Source organism: Halarchaeum salinum (assembly GCF_039520965.1).
GTDB lineage: Archaea > Halobacteriota > Halobacteria > Halobacteriales > Halobacteriaceae > Halarchaeum > Halarchaeum salinum.
The window spans coordinates 1-20,123 of sequence record NZ_BAAABL010000072.1; the positions used below are offsets into that span (position 1 = coordinate 1).

At 67.5% G+C, this 20,123-nt stretch carries 23 protein-coding genes, 1 tRNA gene and 2 pseudogenes; 13 read left to right on the top strand and 13 right to left on the bottom strand.

What is annotated here, in order from left to right:
* Positions 1-646: PGF-CTERM sorting domain-containing protein (locus ABDZ36_RS12190; protein ID WP_343749330.1), on the top strand; the 646-nt coding region annotated here is incomplete at its 5' end.
* Between the two features lie 148 nt (positions 647-794).
* Here the strand turns inward: ABDZ36_RS12190 and ABDZ36_RS12195 are convergent.
* Positions 795-1,949: a hypothetical protein gene (locus tag ABDZ36_RS12195; protein ID WP_211311533.1), complete on the bottom strand. Its 1,155-nt coding sequence runs from the start codon at positions 1,947-1,949 to the stop codon at positions 795-797.
* 550 nt (positions 1,950-2,499) lie between these two features.
* On the opposite strand from ABDZ36_RS12195, the gene ABDZ36_RS12200 reads away from it, so the two are divergent.
* Together ABDZ36_RS12200 and ABDZ36_RS12205 are read left to right on the top strand one after the other, a co-directional pair.
* Entirely contained in the window at positions 2,500-2,772 is a 273-nt protein-coding gene (locus ABDZ36_RS12200; RefSeq protein ID WP_211311532.1) for a hypothetical protein, read from the top strand.
* On the top strand, positions 2,769-3,230 hold the full coding sequence (locus ABDZ36_RS12205; RefSeq protein WP_211311531.1) for a hypothetical protein: 462 nt from the start codon (positions 2,769-2,771) through the stop codon (positions 3,228-3,230). Before ABDZ36_RS12200 ends, ABDZ36_RS12205 begins: the two co-directional genes overlap by 4 nt.
* A 74-nt stretch (positions 3,231-3,304) precedes the next feature.
* On the opposite strand, the pseudogene ABDZ36_RS12210 reads toward ABDZ36_RS12205, so the two are convergent.
* From ABDZ36_RS12210 to ABDZ36_RS12225, 4 genes and pseudogenes are all read right to left on the bottom strand, one after another.
* A pseudogene (locus ABDZ36_RS12210) lies at positions 3,305-3,496 on the bottom strand (transcription initiation factor IIB family protein); the annotation flags it as partial.
* Between the two features lie 240 nt (positions 3,497-3,736).
* On the bottom strand, positions 3,737-4,138 hold the full coding sequence (locus tag ABDZ36_RS12215) for a hypothetical protein (RefSeq protein WP_343749331.1): 402 nt from the start codon (positions 4,136-4,138) through the stop codon (positions 3,737-3,739).
* The gene (locus ABDZ36_RS12220; RefSeq protein WP_211311529.1) at positions 4,135-4,413 is read right to left on the bottom strand and encodes an AbrB/MazE/SpoVT family DNA-binding domain-containing protein; all 279 of its coding nucleotides are present in this window, start codon (positions 4,411-4,413) and stop codon (positions 4,135-4,137) included. Before ABDZ36_RS12220 ends, ABDZ36_RS12215 begins: the two co-directional genes overlap by 4 nt.
* 59 nt (positions 4,414-4,472) lie before the next feature.
* A complete protein-coding gene (locus ABDZ36_RS12225; RefSeq protein WP_211311528.1) occupies positions 4,473-5,405 on the bottom strand; it encodes a transcription initiation factor IIB in 933 nt (310 codons plus the stop codon).
* A gap of 251 nt (positions 5,406-5,656) precedes the next feature.
* Here ABDZ36_RS12225 and ABDZ36_RS12230 point away from each other — a divergent pair.
* Positions 5,657-5,941 (top strand): annotated as a pseudogene (locus ABDZ36_RS12230) (HNH endonuclease); the annotation flags it as partial.
* Positions 5,942-5,984: 43 nt separating this feature from the next.
* Positions 5,985-6,701, top strand: a complete 717-nt coding sequence (locus ABDZ36_RS12235) for an HNH endonuclease (RefSeq protein WP_343749332.1) — start codon at positions 5,985-5,987, stop codon at positions 6,699-6,701.
* A 45-nt stretch (positions 6,702-6,746) separates the two neighbouring features.
* Here ABDZ36_RS12235 and ABDZ36_RS12240 read toward each other — a convergent pair whose 3' ends face one another.
* The 3 genes from ABDZ36_RS12240 to ABDZ36_RS12250 all read right to left on the bottom strand — a co-directional run bounded on the left by ABDZ36_RS12240 (position 6,747) and on the right by ABDZ36_RS12250 (position 8,474).
* A complete protein-coding gene (locus tag ABDZ36_RS12240; RefSeq protein WP_211311527.1) occupies positions 6,747-7,223 on the bottom strand; it encodes a toxin-antitoxin system TumE family protein in 477 nt (158 codons plus the stop codon).
* Complete coding sequence (locus ABDZ36_RS12245; protein WP_343749333.1) at positions 7,223-7,753, bottom strand: winged helix-turn-helix domain-containing protein; 531 nt, start codon at positions 7,751-7,753, stop codon at positions 7,223-7,225. Before ABDZ36_RS12245 ends, ABDZ36_RS12240 begins: the two co-directional genes overlap by 1 nt.
* A 253-nt stretch (positions 7,754-8,006) precedes the next feature.
* Positions 8,007-8,474, bottom strand: coding sequence for a hypothetical protein (locus ABDZ36_RS12250; RefSeq protein WP_211311526.1), 468 nt, complete (start codon positions 8,472-8,474; stop codon positions 8,007-8,009).
* 92 nt (positions 8,475-8,566) lie between these two features.
* Between ABDZ36_RS12250 and ABDZ36_RS12255 the strand changes: the two genes are divergently transcribed.
* The 7 genes from ABDZ36_RS12255 to ABDZ36_RS12285 are packed head-to-tail and all read left to right on the top strand — an operon-like array spanning position 8,567 to position 15,378.
* Positions 8,567-10,765, top strand: a complete 2,199-nt coding sequence (locus ABDZ36_RS12255) for a type II/IV secretion system ATPase subunit (RefSeq protein ID WP_211311525.1) — start codon at positions 8,567-8,569, stop codon at positions 10,763-10,765.
* On the top strand, positions 10,762-12,588 hold the full coding sequence (locus ABDZ36_RS12260; RefSeq protein WP_211311524.1) for a type II secretion system F family protein: 1,827 nt from the start codon (positions 10,762-10,764) through the stop codon (positions 12,586-12,588). Before ABDZ36_RS12255 ends, ABDZ36_RS12260 begins: the two co-directional genes overlap by 4 nt.
* A complete protein-coding gene (locus tag ABDZ36_RS12265; protein ID WP_211311523.1) occupies positions 12,585-13,307 on the top strand; it encodes a DUF7289 family protein in 723 nt (240 codons plus the stop codon). Before ABDZ36_RS12260 ends, ABDZ36_RS12265 begins: the two co-directional genes overlap by 4 nt.
* Complete coding sequence (locus ABDZ36_RS12270; RefSeq protein WP_211311522.1) at positions 13,304-13,759, top strand: DUF7266 family protein; 456 nt, start codon at positions 13,304-13,306, stop codon at positions 13,757-13,759. Before ABDZ36_RS12265 ends, ABDZ36_RS12270 begins: the two co-directional genes overlap by 4 nt.
* Positions 13,756-14,448 carry a DUF7263 family protein gene (locus ABDZ36_RS12275; RefSeq protein WP_211311521.1) on the top strand — a complete coding sequence of 231 codons (693 nt, stop codon included), beginning with the start codon at positions 13,756-13,758 and terminating at the stop codon, positions 14,446-14,448. Before ABDZ36_RS12270 ends, ABDZ36_RS12275 begins: the two co-directional genes overlap by 4 nt.
* On the top strand, positions 14,441-14,860 hold the full coding sequence (locus ABDZ36_RS12280; RefSeq protein WP_343749334.1) for a DUF7262 family protein: 420 nt from the start codon (positions 14,441-14,443) through the stop codon (positions 14,858-14,860). Before ABDZ36_RS12275 ends, ABDZ36_RS12280 begins: the two co-directional genes overlap by 8 nt.
* A complete protein-coding gene (locus tag ABDZ36_RS12285; protein ID WP_211311520.1) occupies positions 14,857-15,378 on the top strand; it encodes a DUF7261 family protein in 522 nt (173 codons plus the stop codon). Before ABDZ36_RS12280 ends, ABDZ36_RS12285 begins: the two co-directional genes overlap by 4 nt.
* A 9-nt stretch (positions 15,379-15,387) precedes the next feature.
* On the opposite strand, the gene ABDZ36_RS12290 is transcribed toward ABDZ36_RS12285, so the two are convergent.
* The 4 genes from ABDZ36_RS12290 to ABDZ36_RS12305 form a co-directional block, all read right to left on the bottom strand.
* Complete coding sequence (locus ABDZ36_RS12290) at positions 15,388-15,909, bottom strand: DUF8054 family protein (RefSeq protein ID WP_211311519.1); 522 nt, start codon at positions 15,907-15,909, stop codon at positions 15,388-15,390.
* Positions 15,910-16,683, bottom strand: coding sequence for a nucleotide-binding protein (locus ABDZ36_RS12295; protein WP_211311518.1), 774 nt, complete (start codon positions 16,681-16,683; stop codon positions 15,910-15,912).
* A 53-nt stretch (positions 16,684-16,736) separates the two neighbouring features.
* Entirely contained in the window at positions 16,737-17,198 is a 462-nt protein-coding gene (locus tag ABDZ36_RS12300) for a hypothetical protein (RefSeq protein WP_211311517.1), read from the bottom strand.
* A gap of 253 nt (positions 17,199-17,451) precedes the next feature.
* Positions 17,452-17,525 (bottom strand) — tRNA-Tyr (locus ABDZ36_RS12305).
* Positions 17,526-17,636: 111 nt separating this feature from the next.
* Between ABDZ36_RS12305 and ABDZ36_RS12310 the strand changes: the two genes are divergently transcribed.
* Positions 17,637-18,272 carry an IS6 family transposase gene (locus ABDZ36_RS12310; protein WP_211311516.1) on the top strand — a complete coding sequence of 212 codons (636 nt, stop codon included), beginning with the start codon at positions 17,637-17,639 and terminating at the stop codon, positions 18,270-18,272.
* 213 nt (positions 18,273-18,485) lie between these two features.
* Here the strand turns inward: ABDZ36_RS12310 and ABDZ36_RS12315 are convergent, their stop codons facing one another.
* Positions 18,486-19,316: an SOSS complex subunit B family protein gene (locus ABDZ36_RS12315; RefSeq protein WP_211311515.1), complete on the bottom strand. Its 831-nt coding sequence runs from the start codon at positions 19,314-19,316 to the stop codon at positions 18,486-18,488.
* Positions 19,317-20,123 lie beyond the last annotated feature (807 nt).

Genomic DNA, 20,123 nt, shown 5'->3' on the forward strand with positions numbered 1-20,123 from the left:
GCGCAACGGCCAGGGCTCGCGTGACGGCACGCAGATCTGGAACGCGTTCGAGTCGGAGACCGTGGAGGACACGGCCTCTGACGACAACGTGATCGAGACGCAGTTCCGTCTCGCCGATGCGTCGACCCGCATCAACACGGTCTACACGGAGGGCCACGAGGCCTCCGGGCTCAACCCGATCGCCGTGGGTGAGACCGCGATGGTGTCCGGTCAGACGAACCTCCAGCCGGAGGACAACACGATCACACTCGAGCTGCTGAGCCAGGATGGCGACACGGTCGCGCTCACGTCCACGGAGGACTGGAGCTGGGACGGGTCGTGGTCCATGGAGATGCCCGTCGGTGACGATGTCGCCACGGGGAACTACACGCTGGAAGTCGACGACGGTGAGAACACCGATACTGTCGACGTCCAGGTCGTGAACGCAAGCGCGCTCGAGAACGAGACGACGACGCCGACGACGTCGACGACGACGCCGACGTCGACGACGTCGACGACGTCCTCCACCGAGGAGACGTCGACGACGTCCACGACGACGCCGTCGACGACGACCACGTCGAGTGGCTCGTCGCCGGGCTTCGGTGTGAGTCTCGCGCTGGTGGCGCTCGCAGGTGCGGCCCTGCTGGCACTCCGCCGCGAGAACTAACGCAACACGACTGACCGGCGGAACCGGTCACCTGCGGTGCGGTTTCTTTTGTGTGTCTTCCTCGTTAGTGGCTACGCCGTCGATTCCTCTAGCCGGTAATTCTGAAGATACTGATAGCCACACTACATTTCGCCGAGAGTGCTGCCCCTCAGTCGCTCTGAGCGAAGCGTTCTCGAAGTGCGGCCTCACGAGTTTGGAACTGCGCGACGTCGTCCCGAAGGTCGCGTTCGACGCGTTCAATGTGGGCGAGCGCGGCGTGGCCGTCGAGGCCGGTCTGTCCATCGCCAGCCGTCTCCGCACGCACCTGCTGGCGGTACGTTTGGGTGAGTCGGTCGAGGGTTCCCGCGGGGTTGAACAGGATGTCGTTGGCGACCCGCACGTACCGGTCGAGTGCCGCGCCCTCCTTGCCGGTGTAGAAGTGGGTGAGGGCGTGGGTGGCCCCGGAGTGGAGCGTCCACATATCGAGCTCGAAGGGGTCGTCGGCTTCGGCCCGGGCGTCGCTGGCCGCGCGCGCCGCCAAGTAATCGGGGAAGTCGAGGAGGGTGTAGAAGGTCTCGACGTCGAAGGGTACCTCACGGAGGTCGAGGGTGATTTCTTGTGCATCTTGGATGAAGGCGGCGAGGTCGTCGGCGACGATCTGGAGTTGCCCGAGGAGGCGCTCCCACCAGGTCTCGAAGGACCCCACGTCCCCGACGTGCTTGACCGTACGGCGATCCGTCAGTGCGCGTATCGAGTTCGCGCAATAGGCGTCCTGTGCGAATCCCTCGACGTAGACCGCGTGGCCGCCGAAGAAGTCGTAGCCCGAGGAGAACCCGACCGCAATCGGCTCCGCGCGTCCCGGGAGGGTGACGGAGAGGCCGTCGAAGAGGACGTCCATGTGGACCTCGCCGCCGCCGCGGTACTGTCTGATCACGCCGAAGACCACGTCGCCGAGCGGCCGGCCGTCGATAGTTTCGTCGGCGACGACGGCTTCGAGGGGCGTGTAGACGTCGTGGGGGTTGATGATCGCGTAGGAGTCCGTCGGGACGTGAAAGAGTGGATCGACGTCGACGCCGCGTGCGTGGGCGGCGAGGCGTTCCGGATCGACGAGCGCGCTGAATCGCTCGGTCTCCACCCACTCCCCCGAGTAGGGGTTCTGGAACGCCACCGTCGAGGCGACCGCTCGCGGGAGACTCCGGATCGCCTCCGCGAACGACACTACTTCGTCCTCACCGTACTGCGCCGCGTACCACTCCGGAAGCGCCGCGTCTGCTCGACCGTCGATCCCCGCGAACACCGTCGTCGTCGTTGCTGATTGGTCCATAGTTTACACAGGCCCGTTTCTACGCGCCTGCGCCCCTCGCAGGCGCGCCGACAAATGGCGATCACGCTCGGACGATGTCGAGACGTGCTGTTGCGTGAACAGACAGCGGGACAGCGCCCACCGTGAGGAAGATGTTCGAGAGCGTCGTGACACCGCGTTTCATCTGTCCAGTAGTCCACGGGTGGAGCGCAAATCGAGGGGGCACACACCGTGTTTCATCTGTTCCGACGACGATCGCGGGGGGTCAAGGAAGGCCGCGTCACCGCACTCACGCTTCGAGATCGCGAATCTCTTCGACACGACTCCGGAGCGTCGCAGTCGAGACGCCCGCCGCGTCGGCGAGGCGGGCCTGCGTCATCCGCTGCGCCGCCTTGATGCCGGCGACATACGATGGAGAACGGAGATGAGTCCTGGCAGTTCCGGTAGAACCTCGGCAGCGTGTAGCGGCCTTCCCTCGCGTCAAGCCCGGATCGACAAGATCGACGGAATCGTTTTCTCTCCGCCGTAGCGTCGGGGAAGGGGTGAAGTGTGTCGCAGGCGAAGCGCGGGTATGAGCGAATCCGAGGACTGGCCGGAGGATGTGCGGTATCCCGACGATGTTTCCCGCGAGGACGTCCTCGGCGTGTTCGAGGTCGTCAAGGGGCCGACGGTGACGACGAGCGACGTGAAGATGGTGCTTGGCTGCTCGCAGGAGCGCGCCCGCGAGCTCCTTGAGGACCTCCGAGCGACCGGGGACGTCCGTCGTCGGAAGTCCGCCGGGATGTACCTCTACTGGCGGACGAGCGACGAGGAGGTCGAACTGCCGCCGTACTACCAGGCATGAGGGCGGTCGCCGCGGCCGACACGTCCCTCCTCTATCCCGCTGGCGACCCACGGTATCTCGATGTCGACGATGACGAGATCGAGCGCGCGAACGAGATCGTCGGGAAGATCGTCCGCGGCGACCTCCCGGAGGTCCGAGTCATCACGAACATCCAGCAGGAGACCTTCGACCACATCAAGGACGACGGCGGGATACAACCGCTCCGAGACCGATTCGAGGTGTGGAAGTCCCCACGGATCGACTACCGGCATCCCTCTGAGGAAGTCGTCGAGATGGCGCGGAGTCTGATGGAGCGGTATGATCACATTGAGTTTGCCGATGGCGCACTCATCGCGTATCTGAACTCCCTTGAAACCAATCGTGTCGCGGTCTACACCTTAGAGCGGAAGATGGATGGGATTTTCCGGCATATGGGGATCGAACCCGTCCACACGGCCCGCAACCCGTTCACTCCATAGTTGGCTCGACGGCCGTCAGGAAGAGCGGGTCAGCTGAAGGTGCCGTCGTCGTCGCGCTCCTGGCGTCACCGCACTCACGCTTCGAGGGCGCGGGTCTCTTCGACACGACTGCGGAGCGTCGCGGTCGAGACGTCCGCGGCGTTGGCGAGGCGGGCCTGCGTCATCCGTCGTTCGACCTCGATGCCGGCGACGTAGAGACAGCCGGCGACGACGCCCGCCTGACTCCGGCCGTTCACGTAGCCGGCCTCGCGGGCGTCCTCGGCGAGTTCACGCGCTCGGTGCTAGACGCCAGCGGGGACGTCACAGCCGGCCGCGACGTGGACCACGAACATCGCCACAGTTCCGTCCTCCACCTGCGGAACCAGAATCCTCGCCGTCGTCAGTCTTCGTCCGACTACGTGAGGGGCCTGCACTCTCTCGGTTCACGGCCAAGCGGATGTCACCGCGACACCGACTCGTCGGACAGACAGCGTCGGGAGCGCGGCAAGGTCGACTGGCCGTGACAGCTAGCGCCAGACGGTAGCTTCGCTGTCGAACTCCTCGTCATTCGTCACGATAGCTTCGGTACCCCGTACCCGGTGGTTGGCGATGAGAAGAGCGTCGTGCAGCGTGTGGTGGTCGATAAGACTGCCGAGGACGGCCAGGTCTTGTGTCCCGGACTCCGCGACAGTGATCGGCCCATCGTTCACGAGTCCCCGGAGGACCGCATTCGGCGTCGTATCGATTTCGACACTGGCGATCTTCCCCTTGTTCACGACCGTCCAGATCGCTTCGCTCACCGTCACCGTCGGCGCCTCGAGGACGTCGACGCCCTGCTCGGCTCGCAGAAAGACGTCGTCGGCGGCAGGCGGCAGCTGGTCGACGAGGTACCGAGCCATCCCGACCCCGTCGACCGTGTACCGTGTCACGGCTGCCACTCCGACCGGCGCTTCTCGCGGATTTCCGATTCCATCTCCGTCGCCATCTCCTCGCGGGTCTCTTCGGAGACGTCGTCGTCGACGAGCATCCCTCGCCCCGCGGAGTGCGTCGCTTTCCTGACCCGAATACCGTCTTCAGTCTTCTGCCAGAGCAGTTCGTCGCCTTGCTCAAGGCCGAACTCCTCGCGGAGTTCCTTCGGGATGGTGACCTGCCCCTTCCGTGTGATGCGCGTCGTCTCGCCCTCGGTGTCACTCTCGGTACTCATAGACGATACTACTCGCTGTATTACCTAAGGAGTTACGCGGGAAAGTCGTCGCACTCGTGCTACGCTTCGAGATCGCGAATCTCGGCGACGCGACTGCGGAGCGTCGCGGTCGAGACGTCCGCGGCGTTGGCGAGGCGGGCCTGCGTCATCCGCTGCTCGGCGTCGATGCCGGCGACGTAGAGACAGCCCGCGGCGACGCCCGCCTGACTCCGGCCGTTCACGTAGCCGGCCTCGCGTGCGTCGTCGACGAGCTCGCGTGCTCGCTGCTGGACGTCGGCGGGGGCGTCACAGTCGGCCGCGATCCGCGGGAGGAAGCCCGCGGCGTCGACGATGGGCGTCGCGAGTCCGAGTTCGGTGTTCAACACGCCGTACGTGCGACGCACCTCCCGCACCGTGCAACTGGAGACGCCCGCGAGATCCGCGGGAGAGAGGACGACGCCGTCCTGCCGACACGCCGCGTAGACGGCCGCGGCCGCCACCCTCTCGATCGAGCGCCCCCGAATCAGGTTCTCGTTCTGGGCACGTCGGTAGAGCGCCGATGCCGACTCGCGGACGGCGCGCGGGCAGTCGACCGCGGCGACGAGACGCGCGATCTCCCCGAACGCATGCGCGAGATTCCGCTCGGCTCGTGAGTCGAATCGGCCCCGGTGCTGTTGGGTGCGGAGGCGCGCGATCTGGCGTTGTTTCTGCCCGGAGAGCGTGTTTCCGTGGGCGTCCCGCTTCCACCCGATCTCGCTGGAGAGCCCGCGGTCGTGTCGCGCCTCGGTGAGCGGTGGGCCCGTCCGCTCGACGTTGGTCTCCTCGTCGAATCCCGTGTACAGCCGTCCACGGTGGTCGATCCGATACTCCTCGACGACGAGGCCGCATTCGACGCACGCGGTTTCCCCGCCGTCGGTCACGGTGTCGCCCCCGCACTCCGGGCAGCCTGGGTCGGTCGGTAGTGTCTGTCCGTCGTCCTCGTCGAACTGTCGCTCGTAGATACGGCTACTCATGGTCGTGTCCGGGACGGCTCTCCGGGCCGCCCCGCACCCGTCAGGGGCGGCCAAAAAATGGCGGTTGCACGCGGTTAACCAACAATTGCTGATCTCTCGCGGAGCTGTTGGTTAAGAATGGTCGGGGACGCCGAGTATACGGAGCGCGACATCGGCTGCGAGTATAAGGCGATAGAACGTCACGAAGAGTTCTTGGAGTGGTGTGCATCGCGCCGGCCTTTATACACCGACGGCGATAATGCCGTAGTAGCATGCAGCATGCGTTCCGGGTCGGTCGTCGATACCGCGACACCGGGAGTTATCGCGACCCGGACGACCAGTTCCTCCGCTGGATCCGCGGCTCATTAAATAGGGGTATCAAGAATACCGGAGGGATTCGCGATCTCGGTGCGGAGCGTTCCGAGACGCCCGCGGCGCTCGTGCTCGTCTCGAACGATAGCGGGATCTCCCAACACGAGGATCCGTGGGAGGATACGCTCGCCGTCAACGCCGGCTACGTCAGCTACTGGGGTGATGCGAAAGCCGAGAAATCCTACGATGAGTCCACGCAGAACCTGAAGATCAAGGCTGCCTTCGACGATGCCGCAGCGGGTCGACGCGAGGACGTCCCCCCCCGTCCTCATCTTCCAGAAACCCGAGTCGGGCGTCGTCGAGTTCTGCGGGCTCTGCGTCCCCGACCACCTCGAAGTCCACGCGTACCAGGCCGGTGACGGGACACAGATCCCGAACTATCGCTTCCACTTCTCCATCCTCAACGCGGAGGCCGTCCCCGTGACGTGGCTGCACGAGCGCGCGCGTCAGAACGATGATCGTGCGGCACCGGCGGTCTGGCAGCAGTGGGTTCAAACTGGCGAGGTTGCCCAGTGGCCGACTGGCGAACCGCTCGACGCCGAGGGGCGCGTTCGCCGCTACGAAACCACCGAGACCGTCGTCAGTGATGCATTCCGCGACGCGACGTTCGAGCGCTATAGTCACGCGTGTCCGATCACGGGGATCCGTGAGGAGTCACTGCTTGACCTCGCACACGTCCTCCCGCGTAGTCAGCGTCCCGACCTCGCCGAGCATCCCGAGAACGTCTTCGTCCTGAATACGCTGCACCACCGGGCGTTCGACGCCGCGCTCTTCATCATCGATAGCGACCACCGCATCCGGACGAGTCCGTCGTTCGAGCCCGCCCACCCGTTCCTCAAAGAAACGATCGTCGAGCGTGAAGGTGAACGAATCTCGCTCCCCGCCGATACGGACGTCCGAGAGACGTTTCTCAACGAGCTCAACGCCGGTCTCGCGTGGTTGTGAGTCCAGTCACGGCGACTACACTGTACTCGCTTCGACTGAGTACGGTCAGGGCTGGTTCGTTCCAGCGTTGATATCGGTCATCGACCCCTCGTCGAGTGTCTGTCGCCACAAGAGGTGAACTGTTCGAGCAACGAGGTCGACCGAGGGTTCCCCGAAACACGACGCCTCAACGGTGTCATCCACGCTTGACGCATCTGGCGGTGGGTGGAAGTGTCGGTCGTCGGGCGGTGCTGAGAAGTCGTGCGGGTGGAGATCCCACCGAAGGTTGCGCTCGGACGTATCCGAGTAATGAACGTTGTAGTCATCCGCTGTCGTCCATCGAACCGTGAATCTGGTTGTATCGGCTTCGTCGACGCCGTACGGTATCGTGAGTCGGAGTTCTCGGGGGTTGAGTCGGTCATCGACTGCTCCTGAAGCCGCTGGCTCGATGGCGACGAACGCGTCTCGAAATGCGTCGAGCTTCGTCACGTCGATCGCGCCTCGAAGCGCGTGCGAATCGCGGTCTCCGCTGTCGACGTCCATCAGAGTGCTTCTGCGGCCCCAGTGGCGTCTTCGACCGCGCTGAGGGCAAGCGCCACCTCGGCAAAGGCGAGGTTCCGCCGCGTCGTTCGCCACTCCATGAGCGTCTCGGTGTCGATATCGGCGTGGGCGCGAACGGCCTCATCGGGCGAGTTCGCGCCAAACCGGTCGGCGTGCGCTCGAAGCTCCTCGCGCATCTCCACGACGCGCGTCGAGAGCGTCTCGGTGTCCGTCTCGTCGAGGATACGCCGCGCCTGTTCGAGGGCGAGCGAGTCATTGGATCGGCGATACAGCGTGCCCTTCGAGTCTGGCGACGCCGTCTCTGCTACGTAGCCATGTTCGACCAGCGATCGAAGATGCTTGCGGGCCGTCTGTTCCGACGTGAGGGCGTTCTCGGCGACGGCCGCCGCGCTCATGGGCTCGTACGCCGTGCGCATCACGGCCTGCACCCGGTCGAAGGGGCTGGTGTCACGTTTCCAGTCCTCTTTGGCACGCTCGTTCACGTCCTCAAACGCTGGGGCGGGATCTGGCATCGAACCAACGTAGGGTGCGTGAGTATATCATTCCTCGGAATGCTATTTCACTCTACTGGGTCAGCAGGTTCGTCTCAGCACGCTCGAGAGCGTTCATGTGAACTACCCCGCCCTACTCGCTCACTTCGTTCGCTCCTTGAGGACGGGGGCTTAGCGCCCTCTCTTCCAGCTAATGCACAGGTCAAGAACCGCGGACCTTAATATCCCAACGCAGTCGGGATTCCCACGCCTGAAGGCGTGGGAGGACGTCAATTCACGCCGTGCTCCGGCGCATCGAGGCGCGCTCCCGCGCAAAACGCCCGTCCGGGCGTGGTAGGCGACGCGCCAGGATCTCGAGATCGACACGGCGCAGGTATTTGCACCCTTGCTCGCCGAGGTCGCGCCCGCGTTTCGCCCAGTCCGGGCACGTACAGGTCCGATCCGCGACGTCCACTTGGTACGTCGCGCCGCTCTCACTCTGAACATCGTAGCACGCGCCGTGCTCGGTAAAGCGTGTCACCATCGCCTCGGTGAGCGCGCGACGCGTCCGTGGATCGTCGATGTCGTACTCGCCGTCACGGATCGGCGACGTCGAGTACGGCGTCGCGCATACCCGCTGGAGGTGTGCGGGCTCGGGTCGTTCCTGCCCACAGAAGCGGCAACGGTAGTGACGGCGCTGCGGAAGCGATCTGCGAGTGCGGCCGCATCGCGACGTCGCCACGACGGCGGTGCGTGAACCCACTCGTGCTCCGCTGGTAGTGTCACTGTATAACGTATCGTCATGCTACCGAGAACCAACGATCTGCTTATATACACGTCTGTTCTGACAGGTGTATGGATTTTCCGGTCCCCCCAATCGTCGTGCCGGACGACACCGAAGCGTGGTACGCCCCGAACGTTCGCGCGCAGTACGAGGTCCACCCCGATGTCGTCGTCACCGTTCGCGACGACGGCGCGGAGTTCACCTACGAGGTCCGCGAACCCGTCCTCCCCGCGGACGACGCCGCGGCGCGCGAGCGGATCGCGGCGCACTTCGCGGACGCCGGGCTCGAACGGCCACGGACCCGCCACGGGTGCGTCGAGCGCGTCGCGGCCGGACTCGACGCGAAACACCGCCGCATCGTGGACGGCCTCGCACCCCGCTCGAAGGCGAGCCGTCGCCGATTACGCTACTACGCGCTCCGCGATCTGCGCTGTCTCGGCGACCTGACGCCGTACGCGCTCGACGAGCGGATCGAGATCGCGGACGCAAGCGACGACTGTCTCGTCGTTCACACGGCCGACTACGCGCCCGCTCGCACATCGCTACCGGCGCGGCCCGCACACCTCGGGCGGTTCCTCTCGGAGCGCGTCGAGTCGTACACGGTCCCGTTCGGCGACTTCGACGTGCCGGTCGTCGTCTATCGGGAACACCTCCTCGGCGCTGACCCCTTCGACCTGCAGTACGCGGTACAGGAGCCACCGTTGCTCCCCGGCGACGCCGAACTGGTCGCGGCGTGCAAGGACCGGATCTGGGAGACGAACGTCGACGAAGTCGTCGCGGACCGGACGAGCTTCGTCCGGGAACACGGCGAGCGGTACCTCTCGCGTGCGCTCGCGGCCGAGCAGACCCGCGCGTGGCGCGAGGCCGTCGGCTATCGCGTTCGTGCCGCACTCGCGGCGTACGATCTCGCCGTGCCGCCCGTGAGTAAGCGCTTCGAGGACGGTCGCCTCGACGATCTCGTCTACTACGTCCTCCGGGACTTCGTGGGCGACGGCGAGCTCACGGTGCCGATCCGCGACGAGCGACTGGAGGACGTCGAGGCGAACCGCGTCGGCGAGCGTGTGAAGGTCGTCCCGCGGGGCGGCGACGAGCGCGTCCCGACGAACCTCGTCTTCGAGGACGAAGCGCGCTTCGTCAACCTCGTGACGCAACTCGCGGCGAGCGACGGCGTCGAGTTGAACGCCTCGAAGCCCTCCGCGAAGGTGAACCTCCGACCGCCCGAAGTCGACGCCGACGTCACGATCCGGTGTGCCGTCGCGCTCCCGGTCATCAGCGCCGACGGCCCACACGTCTCCATCCGCAAGCAGTCGCCCGACCCGCTGACGCCAGTCGACCTCGTGCGCGGCGGCAGCATGCCGACCGAAGCCGTCGCCTATCTCTGGTTGGCCTACGAGCATCACGCCGCCGTCCTATTCAGCGGCGCGACCGGCGTTGGAAAGACGACGCTGCTCAACGCACATCTCCCGTTCGTCCCCTTCGACGACCGGCCGATCAGCATCGACGAAGGCTCCCGGGAGGTCAGACTCCCCCACGAGACCGGCGTCTCGCTCACCACACGCGACCACGAGAACCCGTTCAAGCGCGTGACGATGGCCGACTTGATGACCGAGACGAACTACCTCAACCCCGACGTCGAGGTCATCGCGGAGATCAACACGCCCGCGAGCTTCGAGACCTTCGGCGAGGTCTTGAACACCGGCCACGGCGTAATCGGGACGACGCACGCCGAGGACGTGGAGACGCTCGTCAATCGCGTGACCGAGCGTGGACTGCCCGCGTACCTCCTCCGCGAGGTCGATCTCGTCGTCTTCCCGCGTCACGTCGGCGGCGAGCGCTACGTCGGCGAGCTCGTCGAACTCGTCCGCGACGCGGACGCCCCCGCAGACGGCGAAGTCGTCAACGACGGGACGACCGTTCGGTACCGGCGGCTCGTCGAGCGCACCCACGACGGCGGGTTCGAGATACACGGGGGCGAGTCGGCGTTCCTCACGCGCCTCGCGGCCCGGACGGACCGGCGCGTCGGCGACGTCCGCGCCGAGTACGAGCGCAAACACCGCTACGTCCGGTATCTCGTCGAGCACAACGTGAGCGACGTCGACGCCCTCTTCTCGTTCCTTGCGGACCTCCGCGTGGACGAGGCCGCGACGGTCGAGCGCGTCCGGCGCGGGCACAACGCGACGGCGGACGTGAGCGGTATGGCGACGGCGGACGTGAACGACGCGGACGGCGATGCAGGGCCGGCCGGGAGCGACGATCGGAGGGTCGCGTGAGAGGGGTCCACGCCCTCGACCGGGCGTGTTACGCGCTGTTCGGCGGTCGCTCGGAGCGCCCGCGCCACGATCGCGATCGGGGCCACTACCGCGCGACGACGATCACGACCGGCTTCGACGTCTATCTCGCGCGCGTCTACGCGTGCGCTGTACTCGTCGCGCTCTGCTGTACCGCCCTCGGCGCGGGCGCGTGTCTCGCGCTCGGCGGCCCGCTGTTCGCGGCGCTGTCGGGGGTGCCGAACGGCCTCCTTGCCCTCGTTGCGGGCGTGCTCGCCGGCGTCGCGGCCTTCGAGGGGATCGTTCGGGGCGGCGGGCGCTACCTGCAAGTCGCCGCACTCGCCCGGCGCGCCGACATCGAGCAGACGCTCCCGAGCGCCGTGCGCTACCTCCGCGTGTTGGCCTCGGGCGGCGCGGACGACCGGACCCTCGTCGCGCGGGTCGCCGATCGCCCCGAGGCCTTCGGCGAGACGGCCGCGACCTTCCGCACCGTTCAGTCGCGCACCGAACTCACCGGGAGCATGGGCGAAGCACTGCGCGTCGTCGCCCGCGACACGCCCTCGCGGGGGCTGCTCGCGCCCTTTCTCCTGAAGTTCCGCGAGCACGCTCAGCAGGGCCCGGACGCAGTCGAGGGCTTCCTCGAACTCGAAGCGCGCATGCTCGCGAACCACCAGGAGCGCGCGAACGACGAGGCGGCAGGGTTCCTCGAACTCCTCGCCGAACTGTTCGTCGTCCTCCTCGTCGTCCCGACGCTGCTCGTGGTCGTCGTCACCGTCCTCAGCGTGCTCGCACCGTCGCTCGACCGGTCGATCGCGACCGCGTTCGGTCCGGTGTCGCTGCGCGCGCTCGTCGTCTACGGCTGTGCGGCCTGCGTCCTCGTCGTCGGCGCGGGCGCGGCGACGCTCGTCGACTCCCTGCGCCCGACGGGCTACGGGTTGGACTGGTACGTCCGCTCGCCCGACCTCCGGGGCATCCTCGCCGGCGTCCGCAACAACCCGGCGGACGCAATCGTCGTCCTCCTCCCGCTGGGCGCGCTCGCGGCGCTCGCTCTTCACGTCGCCGGGCTGGACGTCGTCAACGCCGCGTTGCTCGGCTACGCCGCGGGCGCGATTCCCGTCGGCGCGATCGCGGTCCGGAGGGCGCGCCGCGACGACGCGAAGGACCGCGAGATCAAAGACTTCGTCCACGGCGTCGCCGGCTACGTCGGGCTCGGCCAGCCGTTCACGCATGCCGTCGAGGCCGTCGCGCACGACGCCCACCTCGGCCCGCTCGGCGAGGACGTTGCCGATTTCGCGTTCAACCTCGGGCTGACCGCGTACGGGAACGATGTCCGCGCGACAGCGTTGACTCGCTTCACCGAACGGATCGGCACGCCGCTCGCCGGGCGCTCGATCGGCCTCGTCACCGGCGCGCTCGACGCGGGCAGCGACGCCGAAACCGCCTTCGAGGCCCTCCAGATGGAGATCGGACGGTTGTACGACGAGCGAAAGGCCCTCCGCTCACAGCTCCAGGTGTACGTCGCCGTCGGGTGGACGACCGCGCTCCTCGTCGTCGGGATCGTCATCGTAGTGAACGCCTACGTCCTCGGAAGCTTCGCACAGCTCGCCGCCGTCAGCGGCAGTACCGCTGGCCTCGCCATCAACCCCACGGCTGTCGATCCATCCCGGGAACGCTATCGCTTCTACGTCGTCACGCAGGCGACGATGCTCGCCTGTGGCTGGTTCGCCGGCGCGGCGAGCCGCGGGCGCTACGAGGCGCTGTTGCACTCCGGGCTCCTCGTCGTCCTGACGTACGCCGTCTTCGCGCTCGCGGGGGTGATGCGGTGAGCGCGACCGCTCGAACGAAACGCGGCCAGTCGCACGTCGTCGGCGTCGCGCTCCTCTGCTGCGTCGCCGTGCTCTCGATGGCTGTCGTCGCCGCGAGCGTCGGTGGCGTGGTCGGCGAAACCGCCGCGAACGCCGACGCGACGCGAGTTGCGGACGCGCTCGACGGCGGGTTCGGGCCGACGGTGGGGACAGGACACGCCACCAGACGCGTCCCCTTCAGCACGGGGCGACTCCACACCGATCCGCGGGACGTCCGGGTGCTCGACGCGAACGGCACGGTCCGGCACTACCGGACGAGCGCCGTCGTCTTCGACGCCGAGGGCCGGAGCGTCACGAGCATCGCGGGCGCAAGCGTCGTCCGCACGCAGGGTTGGGCGCGCGTTGCACGGCCCGTCCGTGCGACCGCGGTCCCCGACGCGCTCGTGCTCGACCTCGTGATCAGTAATGGCGACATCGACCTGTCGGGACGCGGCGGCGGCGCGACGCTGTGGACGAACACGACGGTAACACGCGAGGCGTTCGACGCTGGGACGTACCAACTCGCCGTCGAGACGCGGAACGCGAACGCGTTTGCCCGCTACTACGAGCGCGACGGGGTTGTTGGAACAGTCGTCGGCGAGCAGGACATCGACGGTGACGGGCTCGCGAGCGTCGTTATCGCGTATCCGCCGGCGGCGCGGGCGTACGTCGTCGTGCGGAACGTCGAGGTCGCGGTATGAAGACGGATCGGGGCCTAACGCCGGTCGTCTCGAAGACGCTCGGGATCGGGATCGTCCTGCTCTACGTCGCGCTGGTGTCGACGACGCTCTACGGCGGCGTCGTGCCGGCGACGGAGGCGGACGCCGCGTCGACGCTCGGCGATCGCGTGCTCGCGACCGGTGCGATCGCACTAGAGGACGCGGTGCCGAGCACGCCCGCCGACTCGGTGCGCGTTCGCGCAACCGTCTCGCTGCCCGCGACCATCGGCGCGCAGCCATACGAACTCCGGGCGACGAACCGGACGCTCGTCCTCGACAGCCCGGTTCGCGGCGTCGGCGGAACGGCGTCGTTGAGCCTCCCAGAGCGCGTGACGCGGGTCGAGGGAACGTGGCGGAGCGACCGGCCGGCGGTCGTCGTCGTCACCGGGAACGCGAGCGCGTGGCGGGTCGAGCTCCGGTCGGTGGCGAGATGAACGCGACCGGCCGGCGCGGGCAGGCCTCGCTACTGGCGCTCGGCGTCGCGTTGCTCCTCGTGACCGGCGCGCTCGGCGTCGCGCTCGTCGCGACCCACGGCGCGTTCGCGGGCGTCGACAGGGACGCGTCGGACGCGCGCCTCGCCGACTCCATCGCGACCCGCGCCGTCGCCGCGGACGGTCCGTTCAGCGACCGGGGACGTGCGAACGTCCTGCGCGAGTCGTCACTTCGGAACCTGAGCGCCGCCGACCTCGAAGCCGCGTTCCCGGCCGCACGCGGGCACGCCGTCCGTATCGCGCTCGACGGCGAGGTGCTCGTGGCGACCGGCGACGCCTCGATGGGGGCCGCGAGCCGGCGGATCGTCCTCGTCGCCACCGAGGAGACGCGGTCGTACGGCCCGCGGTTCGGAAACGATACGCGCTTCGCACTCGGTGAGCGGGCGAGCGCCCTCGACGTCACGATTGAGCCGCCGAACGGCACCCGAGTCACGACGGTTCGTGTCGGGGGGCGCGTCGTCCTGCACGACCCGCGGGGGCTCGCGGGCGCGTACCACGTCCGAGTGAGCGCGTACCGACCAGCGAGCGTCGCCGTCGACGCCGACAGCCCGCTCCCCGCCGGAAGCGTCGGTCTCGTCGCGCATACGGAGGCGACGCGAACGGGTGTTTTGGAGGTGCAGGCGCATGTCTGAACGGTCTCGGACGCCGCGACGAATGGCCGACCGCGGCCAGCTTAGCCTCCCGCTGATCGAGGCGGCGCTCGGCGTACTGGTGATCCTCGCGATCGCGGGCGGGTTCGCGCTCGGCGTCCCCCATCCGAATGGATCCGAGCGGCAACTCGACGTGTACGCCTCCGACGTCGCGACCGTGCTCGCCGCCGAGGCCGCGGCGGGGAACGCAACGGTGACGGTACTCGGGGACGGCGAGGCCGAGCGCAGGGCGTTCCGGGCGCATCTCGACGCCGTGCTCCCCGCGAACTACATGTACCGCGCGACGACGCCGTGGGGGACTATCGGCTACCCGCGGCCACCCGGCGTTGCCGTGGGGCGCGCAACCGTGCCAAGCGTTGTGGGGCCGATCACCGTCGAGGTGTGGGACGCGTGAGCCGCAATCGCGGACAGCTCGTTCTCATCGCGGCCGTCGTGATCGCGCTCGCGTTCGTCCCGGCGCTCGCCGCGTACCTCCAGTTCGGCTACGCCGGCGACGCGGACGCGATGGCGGCGCGTGACGCAACGGGGGCTGCGACGGTCGCCGCACTCGACCCCGCCGTCGACACGGCGCGGCCGGAGCTCGCTGCGAGCTACACATGGAGCGAGCGCGAGCCGGCCGTCACCGACTATCGACACGCGCTGAACGCGAGTGTCGATCGGATCGAGAACGCGAGCGTCGGGAGCGGGCGTGTCGTATTGGTCGCGTACAACGCGAGCGCCGCGTCCGCGTCGGCGCGCGACGCCTGCCCGTCCGGCCCCGGCCGGGTCTTCGGCGTGTGTGACGCCATCGACGGGGTCGTCGTACAGGAGCGCGTGAACGGGACGCACGTCGTCGCCGTCGCGTTCGACGTGACGATCGTCGGAGAGGGATCGGGGACATACCTGACGGTCGTAGTGCGACGGAGCGGGTGAGAGAAGGGTTTACGCGTCGTCGGTCGGCTCGAACCCGAGTTCGGCGGCGCGGGCTTCAGCTTCCGCCCGCGCGCGTTCGCGGATCGCTTCGACGCCCGCGTCATCATCGAGGAACGCCGTCACGGCGTCCGGGCCGGTGTCGACCGTGTCGGGCGCACGCTCGCGGGTGCGCTCGGCGAGCGCGGGGTCACCGGCGAGGCGTTCTGCGAGCGCGTCCGGTTCGACGGCGGCGTCGGGGCCGAGGGGTGGCTCCGTGTGGTCGTAGAAGCGGACGTGGTACGGGCCGGGGAGGGCGAGCGCCGCCACGGCGTCGTCACCGACCGGGCCCGTCGAGTGGCGAACCCCGACGGGGACGCCGTCCTCGAAGGCGACCAGGCCGTCACCGCCCTCACCGAGAAGGAGCGCGTCTGCGGGGACGAATGCCGCGTAGCCGGTGACGGATTCGTCGAGGGCGCGCGCGAGCGCGACACCGGGATCGGCGACGACACGCGAAAAGGTGAGGTCGCCGCCGAAGTCCGCGCGGACGTCCATCTACACCTCCTCGGGAATGACGGCGCTACGAAAGCGATCCGCGAGCGCATCGCTGTCGCCGCTCGCGACGTCGAGGGTGGCCGCGGCGTCGTAATACGCGTTCGCCGCGGGACTGTCCGGGGCGTACGCGAGGAGGGGTTGGCCGGCGCGGCGCGCGGCGCGGGCGGCGTCGTCGTCCGGCACCGCGCCGACGATCGGCCCCTCGAAGTAGCGCTCGGCTTTCGGGCTGATCCGCTCGATGCCGTCCGCGGGGCGGACCTTGTTGAAGAGGACGCCCGCGACGCCCGTGCCGTACGACGCCGCGTACTCCTGGACCTTGAGGGCGTCCGAGAGCGCGGGCACCGTCGGCTGGGTGACGAGAACGACGCGGTCCGCGAGGACGATCGGGAGGACGGAGGCGGCGGAGTCGAGCGCCGCCGGCGAGTCGAGGAGGAGGACGTCAGTGTCGGCGGCGAGTTCGGCGATCACGTCGCGCAGGCGCGCCGGGTTGGCCTCTCGGAACCCCGCGAGGTCGGTGCCACAGGGGACGACGGTGAGCCCGAAGCGCTCGTAGCACGCGTCAGCGACGGGGACGTCGCGCCCGCCGATCAGGAGGTCGTGGAGCGTGACGTCGGCGTCGTCCAGTCCGGCGTGAAAGAGGAGATTCGCCATCCCGGTGTCGGCGTCGACGACCGTCACGTCGTACGTCTCGGCGAGCGCCAACCCGAGCGCGAGCGTGCTCGTCGTCTTCCCCGTGCCGCCCTTGCCGCTGGCGACGGCGAACGCTTCGACCATTTGCTACCCCTCCGCGACCGGCGGGTAAAAGGTCGCCGTCGTGCGAACGCGTCTCAGTCGTCCGGGCGGAGGAGCGCGGCGATATCGTCATCGTCGAGATCGTCGGGGAGGGCGGCGAAGCGTTCTGCCGCCCGTTCGCGCGCCGCCGCGGTCTCCGAGCCGGGTGAGGCCTCGTAGAGGGCCGCGACCGCGTCCCGATACGCGGCGATCCGACGCGCGCGGTCGGCGATCCGGCGGACGGTTTCGTCGCTGACACCGGGGGCGAGCACGCCGTCGTACGCCGCCGCGTCGAAGGCCCACGGCGTCGCGGAGACGGCGACGACGGCGAGCGGGCCGTCGGCGCGCTCGCGGGCCGCCCGAGCGAGGTCGTGAGGCGCGTCGACGACGTCCGGATCGAGCACCAGGAGCGTGTCCGCCGGGATGCGCTCCGGGAGGGCGACGGGTGACTCGACGGTGACACGCCGCTCGTCGAGACCGTCTACGAGCGACGCGTCTGGACCGGCAACGAGTATCACGTCATCGGGATGGTTTCACCCCAGCGTGGATAATACTTCGGGATCAGAAGGGGTGAAATTATCAGCTACCAAGAGAGTGACGCCGTCTACACGGAGGTCGGCCAGATGGGTAATAAGTCGCCGGCGCGACGCCGACAGAAGGGCTGCCCTCCCCGATTTGAAGCGCGCGAGACTCGCTTCACTCCTCTCGCTGATTTAAATCGCCTCGCGGAGGACGATTCGTCGGCGAACGGTTGTTCACCGACAGAAGTAGTCCGCCCTCCCCGATTTGAACGGGGGGCAAGCCGATCTACAGTCGGCTGCTCTACCAGTCTGAGCTAAGGGCGGGCGCATCGAAATGTAGGCCGCGGCGCGAATTTAAGACTTCTCATTCGACCCCAGCTCGGGTAGTGTTTAGTTAAGGCTGAAAAGTGAGGCGCAGCGATTTTGTGCTGGCCTATGGCAGAGATCGCCCGCCTCAGCGGTTGTAGCGACTGGATCGACTTGGATTTTGTGGAGCGAGAGCGGACACCGAGCGAGCTGATGGAGTTCGGTATTCGGCTCCACCCGTCCGGGCTCTCACTTTCGAATCCCATCTCAGAACTTGCGAAGTTCGGTGTCCAACGGTCACGGAAAGCAGTTCATGATTGGGTGCAGAAGGACGATCTACAGCCAGCGAGCGATGCGAACCCAGATTACATCGCGCTCGACGAGACCGTGATCCGGATTAATGGTCAGCAGTTCTGGCTGTATGCTGCCGTTGATCCAGGGACGTACGAATTCCTGCATTTGAGGCTGTTCACGACAACTACGACAGCACTCACACAGCAGTTTCTGCGGGAGCTTCGTGAGAAACACGACGTCGAAGACACCGTGTTTCTCGTTGATCACGCCCAGCATCTAGCGGCCGGACTCCAGCGAGCCAGCCTCCGATTTCAGACCGTTCGTCACGGAAACCGGAATGCTGTCGAACGTGTTTTTAGAGAGATAAAACGGCGTGCTTCTTCGTTTAGCAATAGTTTCAGCCACGTCGATCCAGCGACCGCCGAAACGTGGTTGCAGTCCTTCGCCGTCTGGTGGAACTCGCTTAACTAAACACGATGCGATATGGACCGCAGTAGTGTTCACAACCGGGCACAACTACGGAGAGAGCTCGGGTTTGAGGATGGATGTGCTTCGTTGGCAGGTTCGAGACGACGGCGCGCGATGAATCGACGCCGTCGGCGTCGAGAACGCGCGAGGGGCGTCCACGCAGAGCGTGGACGACGGCTGGGGAGGGTGAGGCGGCGGAAAAAGAGACGTGGGCCCCTATCGCTCCCACCACCGGCCGCGCTCGGGGAAGGAGAGCGTTGTCCACCCGGTCGCCGCGAGGTTCGGTCGTCCGTCATAGGTGCTGAGCGCAGCGCCGCGCACCCGCACACGCTCGCCCTCCCGCACGACCGGCTGGCGACTCTTCTCCCACACCGTCAACTTCACCGTCCCCGTCGCGTCCTCCAGAAGGCCCACCTGCGCGATCGCGGGATGACTCGGGTCAAACAACCGGGAGATCCGTCCCTCCACGCTCACCTCGTCGCTCTCTACCTGTTCGAGTGCCCCGATCGGCACGAGCTGCCCCGCCCCGTACTGCAGCGCCTCCCCAAGTTCGATCACCGCATCCACGACATCCTGCCCACGCCGCACGCGCTCGGCGAGCATTCGCGAAATCGCCGCCCGCGAGTACCCACGCGTTCGCTCGAAGAGCCGCGCCGCCTGCTGGTTCACCGCCGCCAACGTCTCCTGAGACATCGTCTCCCGAGGGTCACGCCGCCCGACCTGCCACACCTCACTCGGCGTTCGTCGCGCCACGTAGCTCCGTGTTCGCGCCTCCCGATCCGAGTCCTGCCGCCGGTCGAATCTCGATGCAGTTCGCTCGATCTCCCACTCCCGCGCCTTCACCCGCTCCTCCGCTTCCAGCGTCAACCCCGCATACGCGTTCTCGACGTCGACACGCGCCGCGATCTCCATCTGCACCGTCGGTCGCAGGTTTCGCTCCCGTTCCGCCGCTTCGTCCACCACCTCGAACGCTCCGTAGACGTCGGGCGTTTGTTCGTCGCTCGCTACACGCGCACCTTCTTCACCGAGTAGGTTTGTACTAGACATTGGAGTTCCACTCCACAGGCGGCACAGCGCGCCCGACACCCGCGATCACTACTCGCGGGTTCTTCTTCGACCGACCAGTCACACACGCGCCGCTCGCGCCTTCAGCGCCCGCGAGGGCGCGATGCGGCGCGGACAACGCGCTCGGTCTCGGGACCGTGGCCGAGTGGCGCGCGCGGCCCGGCCATCGCGGGCGGCCAGCTTCACGCCAGTTTCGCCCGGCGAGCGGAGCGAGGCGGCGACACTGCACATGATGCTGGCGTGTCGACAGACCGAGCCCGCGGTCGGCCGAGCACGGCCGCGCGCGATCACGGCATCGACACGAGCCACGCGGCGATGCTCGCAGCCGTACAACCAGCGCCGCACGAGCCACGCGAGCCGTCGAGGGGCGTTCGGGGCGTCTCCACAGACCGGTCAGCCGGATACACGACACAAGTGGCACGGCGACCACCGAGAGATCCCGATGACCGCTAGCCGTCGTCGATGCCGTTCGCGCACGACGTCGTGGCACTCGAAGTCCGCGACGCCGCGAGTACACCGTGCTTTGGCGACGACGTCACTCCGCGGTGACGGAGAGGAGAGACGCCGGTCGTCGATCCACGTTTGGAGCCACTCGTTTGCGGTCTTCTAGTTGGGTCCGGCCGGGTGCTCCCTCGCTTGCCAGCATTGAGGCAAGAGTGCTCCTGTCTGACTCTCGTTCTACGCAGACAGAGGGAGGCACTCACCGAACTGTTAAGCCTATCAGCAGTTTTCGAGGCGGAGCCTCCGGCCTCAAGGAGCGAGGGATTCCGACGCTCAGTCGGAAGCGCG

Bases quoted from the DNA above. Each gene is read 5' to 3' on its own strand.
- ABDZ36_RS12240 (WP_211311527.1), bottom strand. From the start codon at position 7,223: ATGGACGTCGACAGCGGAGACCGCGATTCGCACGCGCTTCGAGGCGCG.
- ABDZ36_RS12315 (WP_211311515.1), bottom strand. From the start codon at position 19,316: ATGTCTAGTACAAACCTACTCGGTGAAGAAGGTGCGCGTGTAGCGAGC.
- ABDZ36_RS12235 (WP_343749332.1), top strand. From the start codon at position 5,985: ATGCCGCAGCGGGTCGACGCGAGGACGTCCCCCCCCGTCCTCATCTTC.
- ABDZ36_RS12195 (WP_211311533.1), bottom strand. From the start codon at position 1,949: ATGGACCAATCAGCAACGACGACGACGGTGTTCGCGGGGATCGACGGT.
- ABDZ36_RS12245 (WP_343749333.1), bottom strand. From the start codon at position 7,753: ATGCCAGATCCCGCCCCAGCGTTTGAGGACGTGAACGAGCGTGCCAAA.
- ABDZ36_RS12220 (WP_211311529.1), bottom strand. From the start codon at position 4,413: ATGAGTACCGAGAGTGACACCGAGGGCGAGACGACGCGCATCACACGG.
- ABDZ36_RS12310 (WP_211311516.1), top strand. From the start codon at position 17,637: ATGGCAGAGATCGCCCGCCTCAGCGGTTGTAGCGACTGGATCGACTTG.
- ABDZ36_RS12205 (WP_211311531.1), top strand. From the start codon at position 2,769: ATGAGGGCGGTCGCCGCGGCCGACACGTCCCTCCTCTATCCCGCTGGC.
- ABDZ36_RS12270 (WP_211311522.1), top strand. From the start codon at position 13,304: ATGAAGACGGATCGGGGCCTAACGCCGGTCGTCTCGAAGACGCTCGGG.
- ABDZ36_RS12225 (WP_211311528.1), bottom strand. From the start codon at position 5,405: ATGAGTAGCCGTATCTACGAGCGACAGTTCGACGAGGACGACGGACAG.
- ABDZ36_RS12275 (WP_211311521.1), top strand. From the start codon at position 13,756: ATGAACGCGACCGGCCGGCGCGGGCAGGCCTCGCTACTGGCGCTCGGC.
- ABDZ36_RS12295 (WP_211311518.1), bottom strand. From the start codon at position 16,683: ATGGTCGAAGCGTTCGCCGTCGCCAGCGGCAAGGGCGGCACGGGGAAG.
- ABDZ36_RS12255 (WP_211311525.1), top strand. From the start codon at position 8,567: ATGGATTTTCCGGTCCCCCCAATCGTCGTGCCGGACGACACCGAAGCG.
- ABDZ36_RS12280 (WP_343749334.1), top strand. From the start codon at position 14,441: ATGTCTGAACGGTCTCGGACGCCGCGACGAATGGCCGACCGCGGCCAG.
- ABDZ36_RS12290 (WP_211311519.1), bottom strand. From the start codon at position 15,909: ATGGACGTCCGCGCGGACTTCGGCGGCGACCTCACCTTTTCGCGTGTC.
- ABDZ36_RS12200 (WP_211311532.1), top strand. From the start codon at position 2,500: ATGAGCGAATCCGAGGACTGGCCGGAGGATGTGCGGTATCCCGACGAT.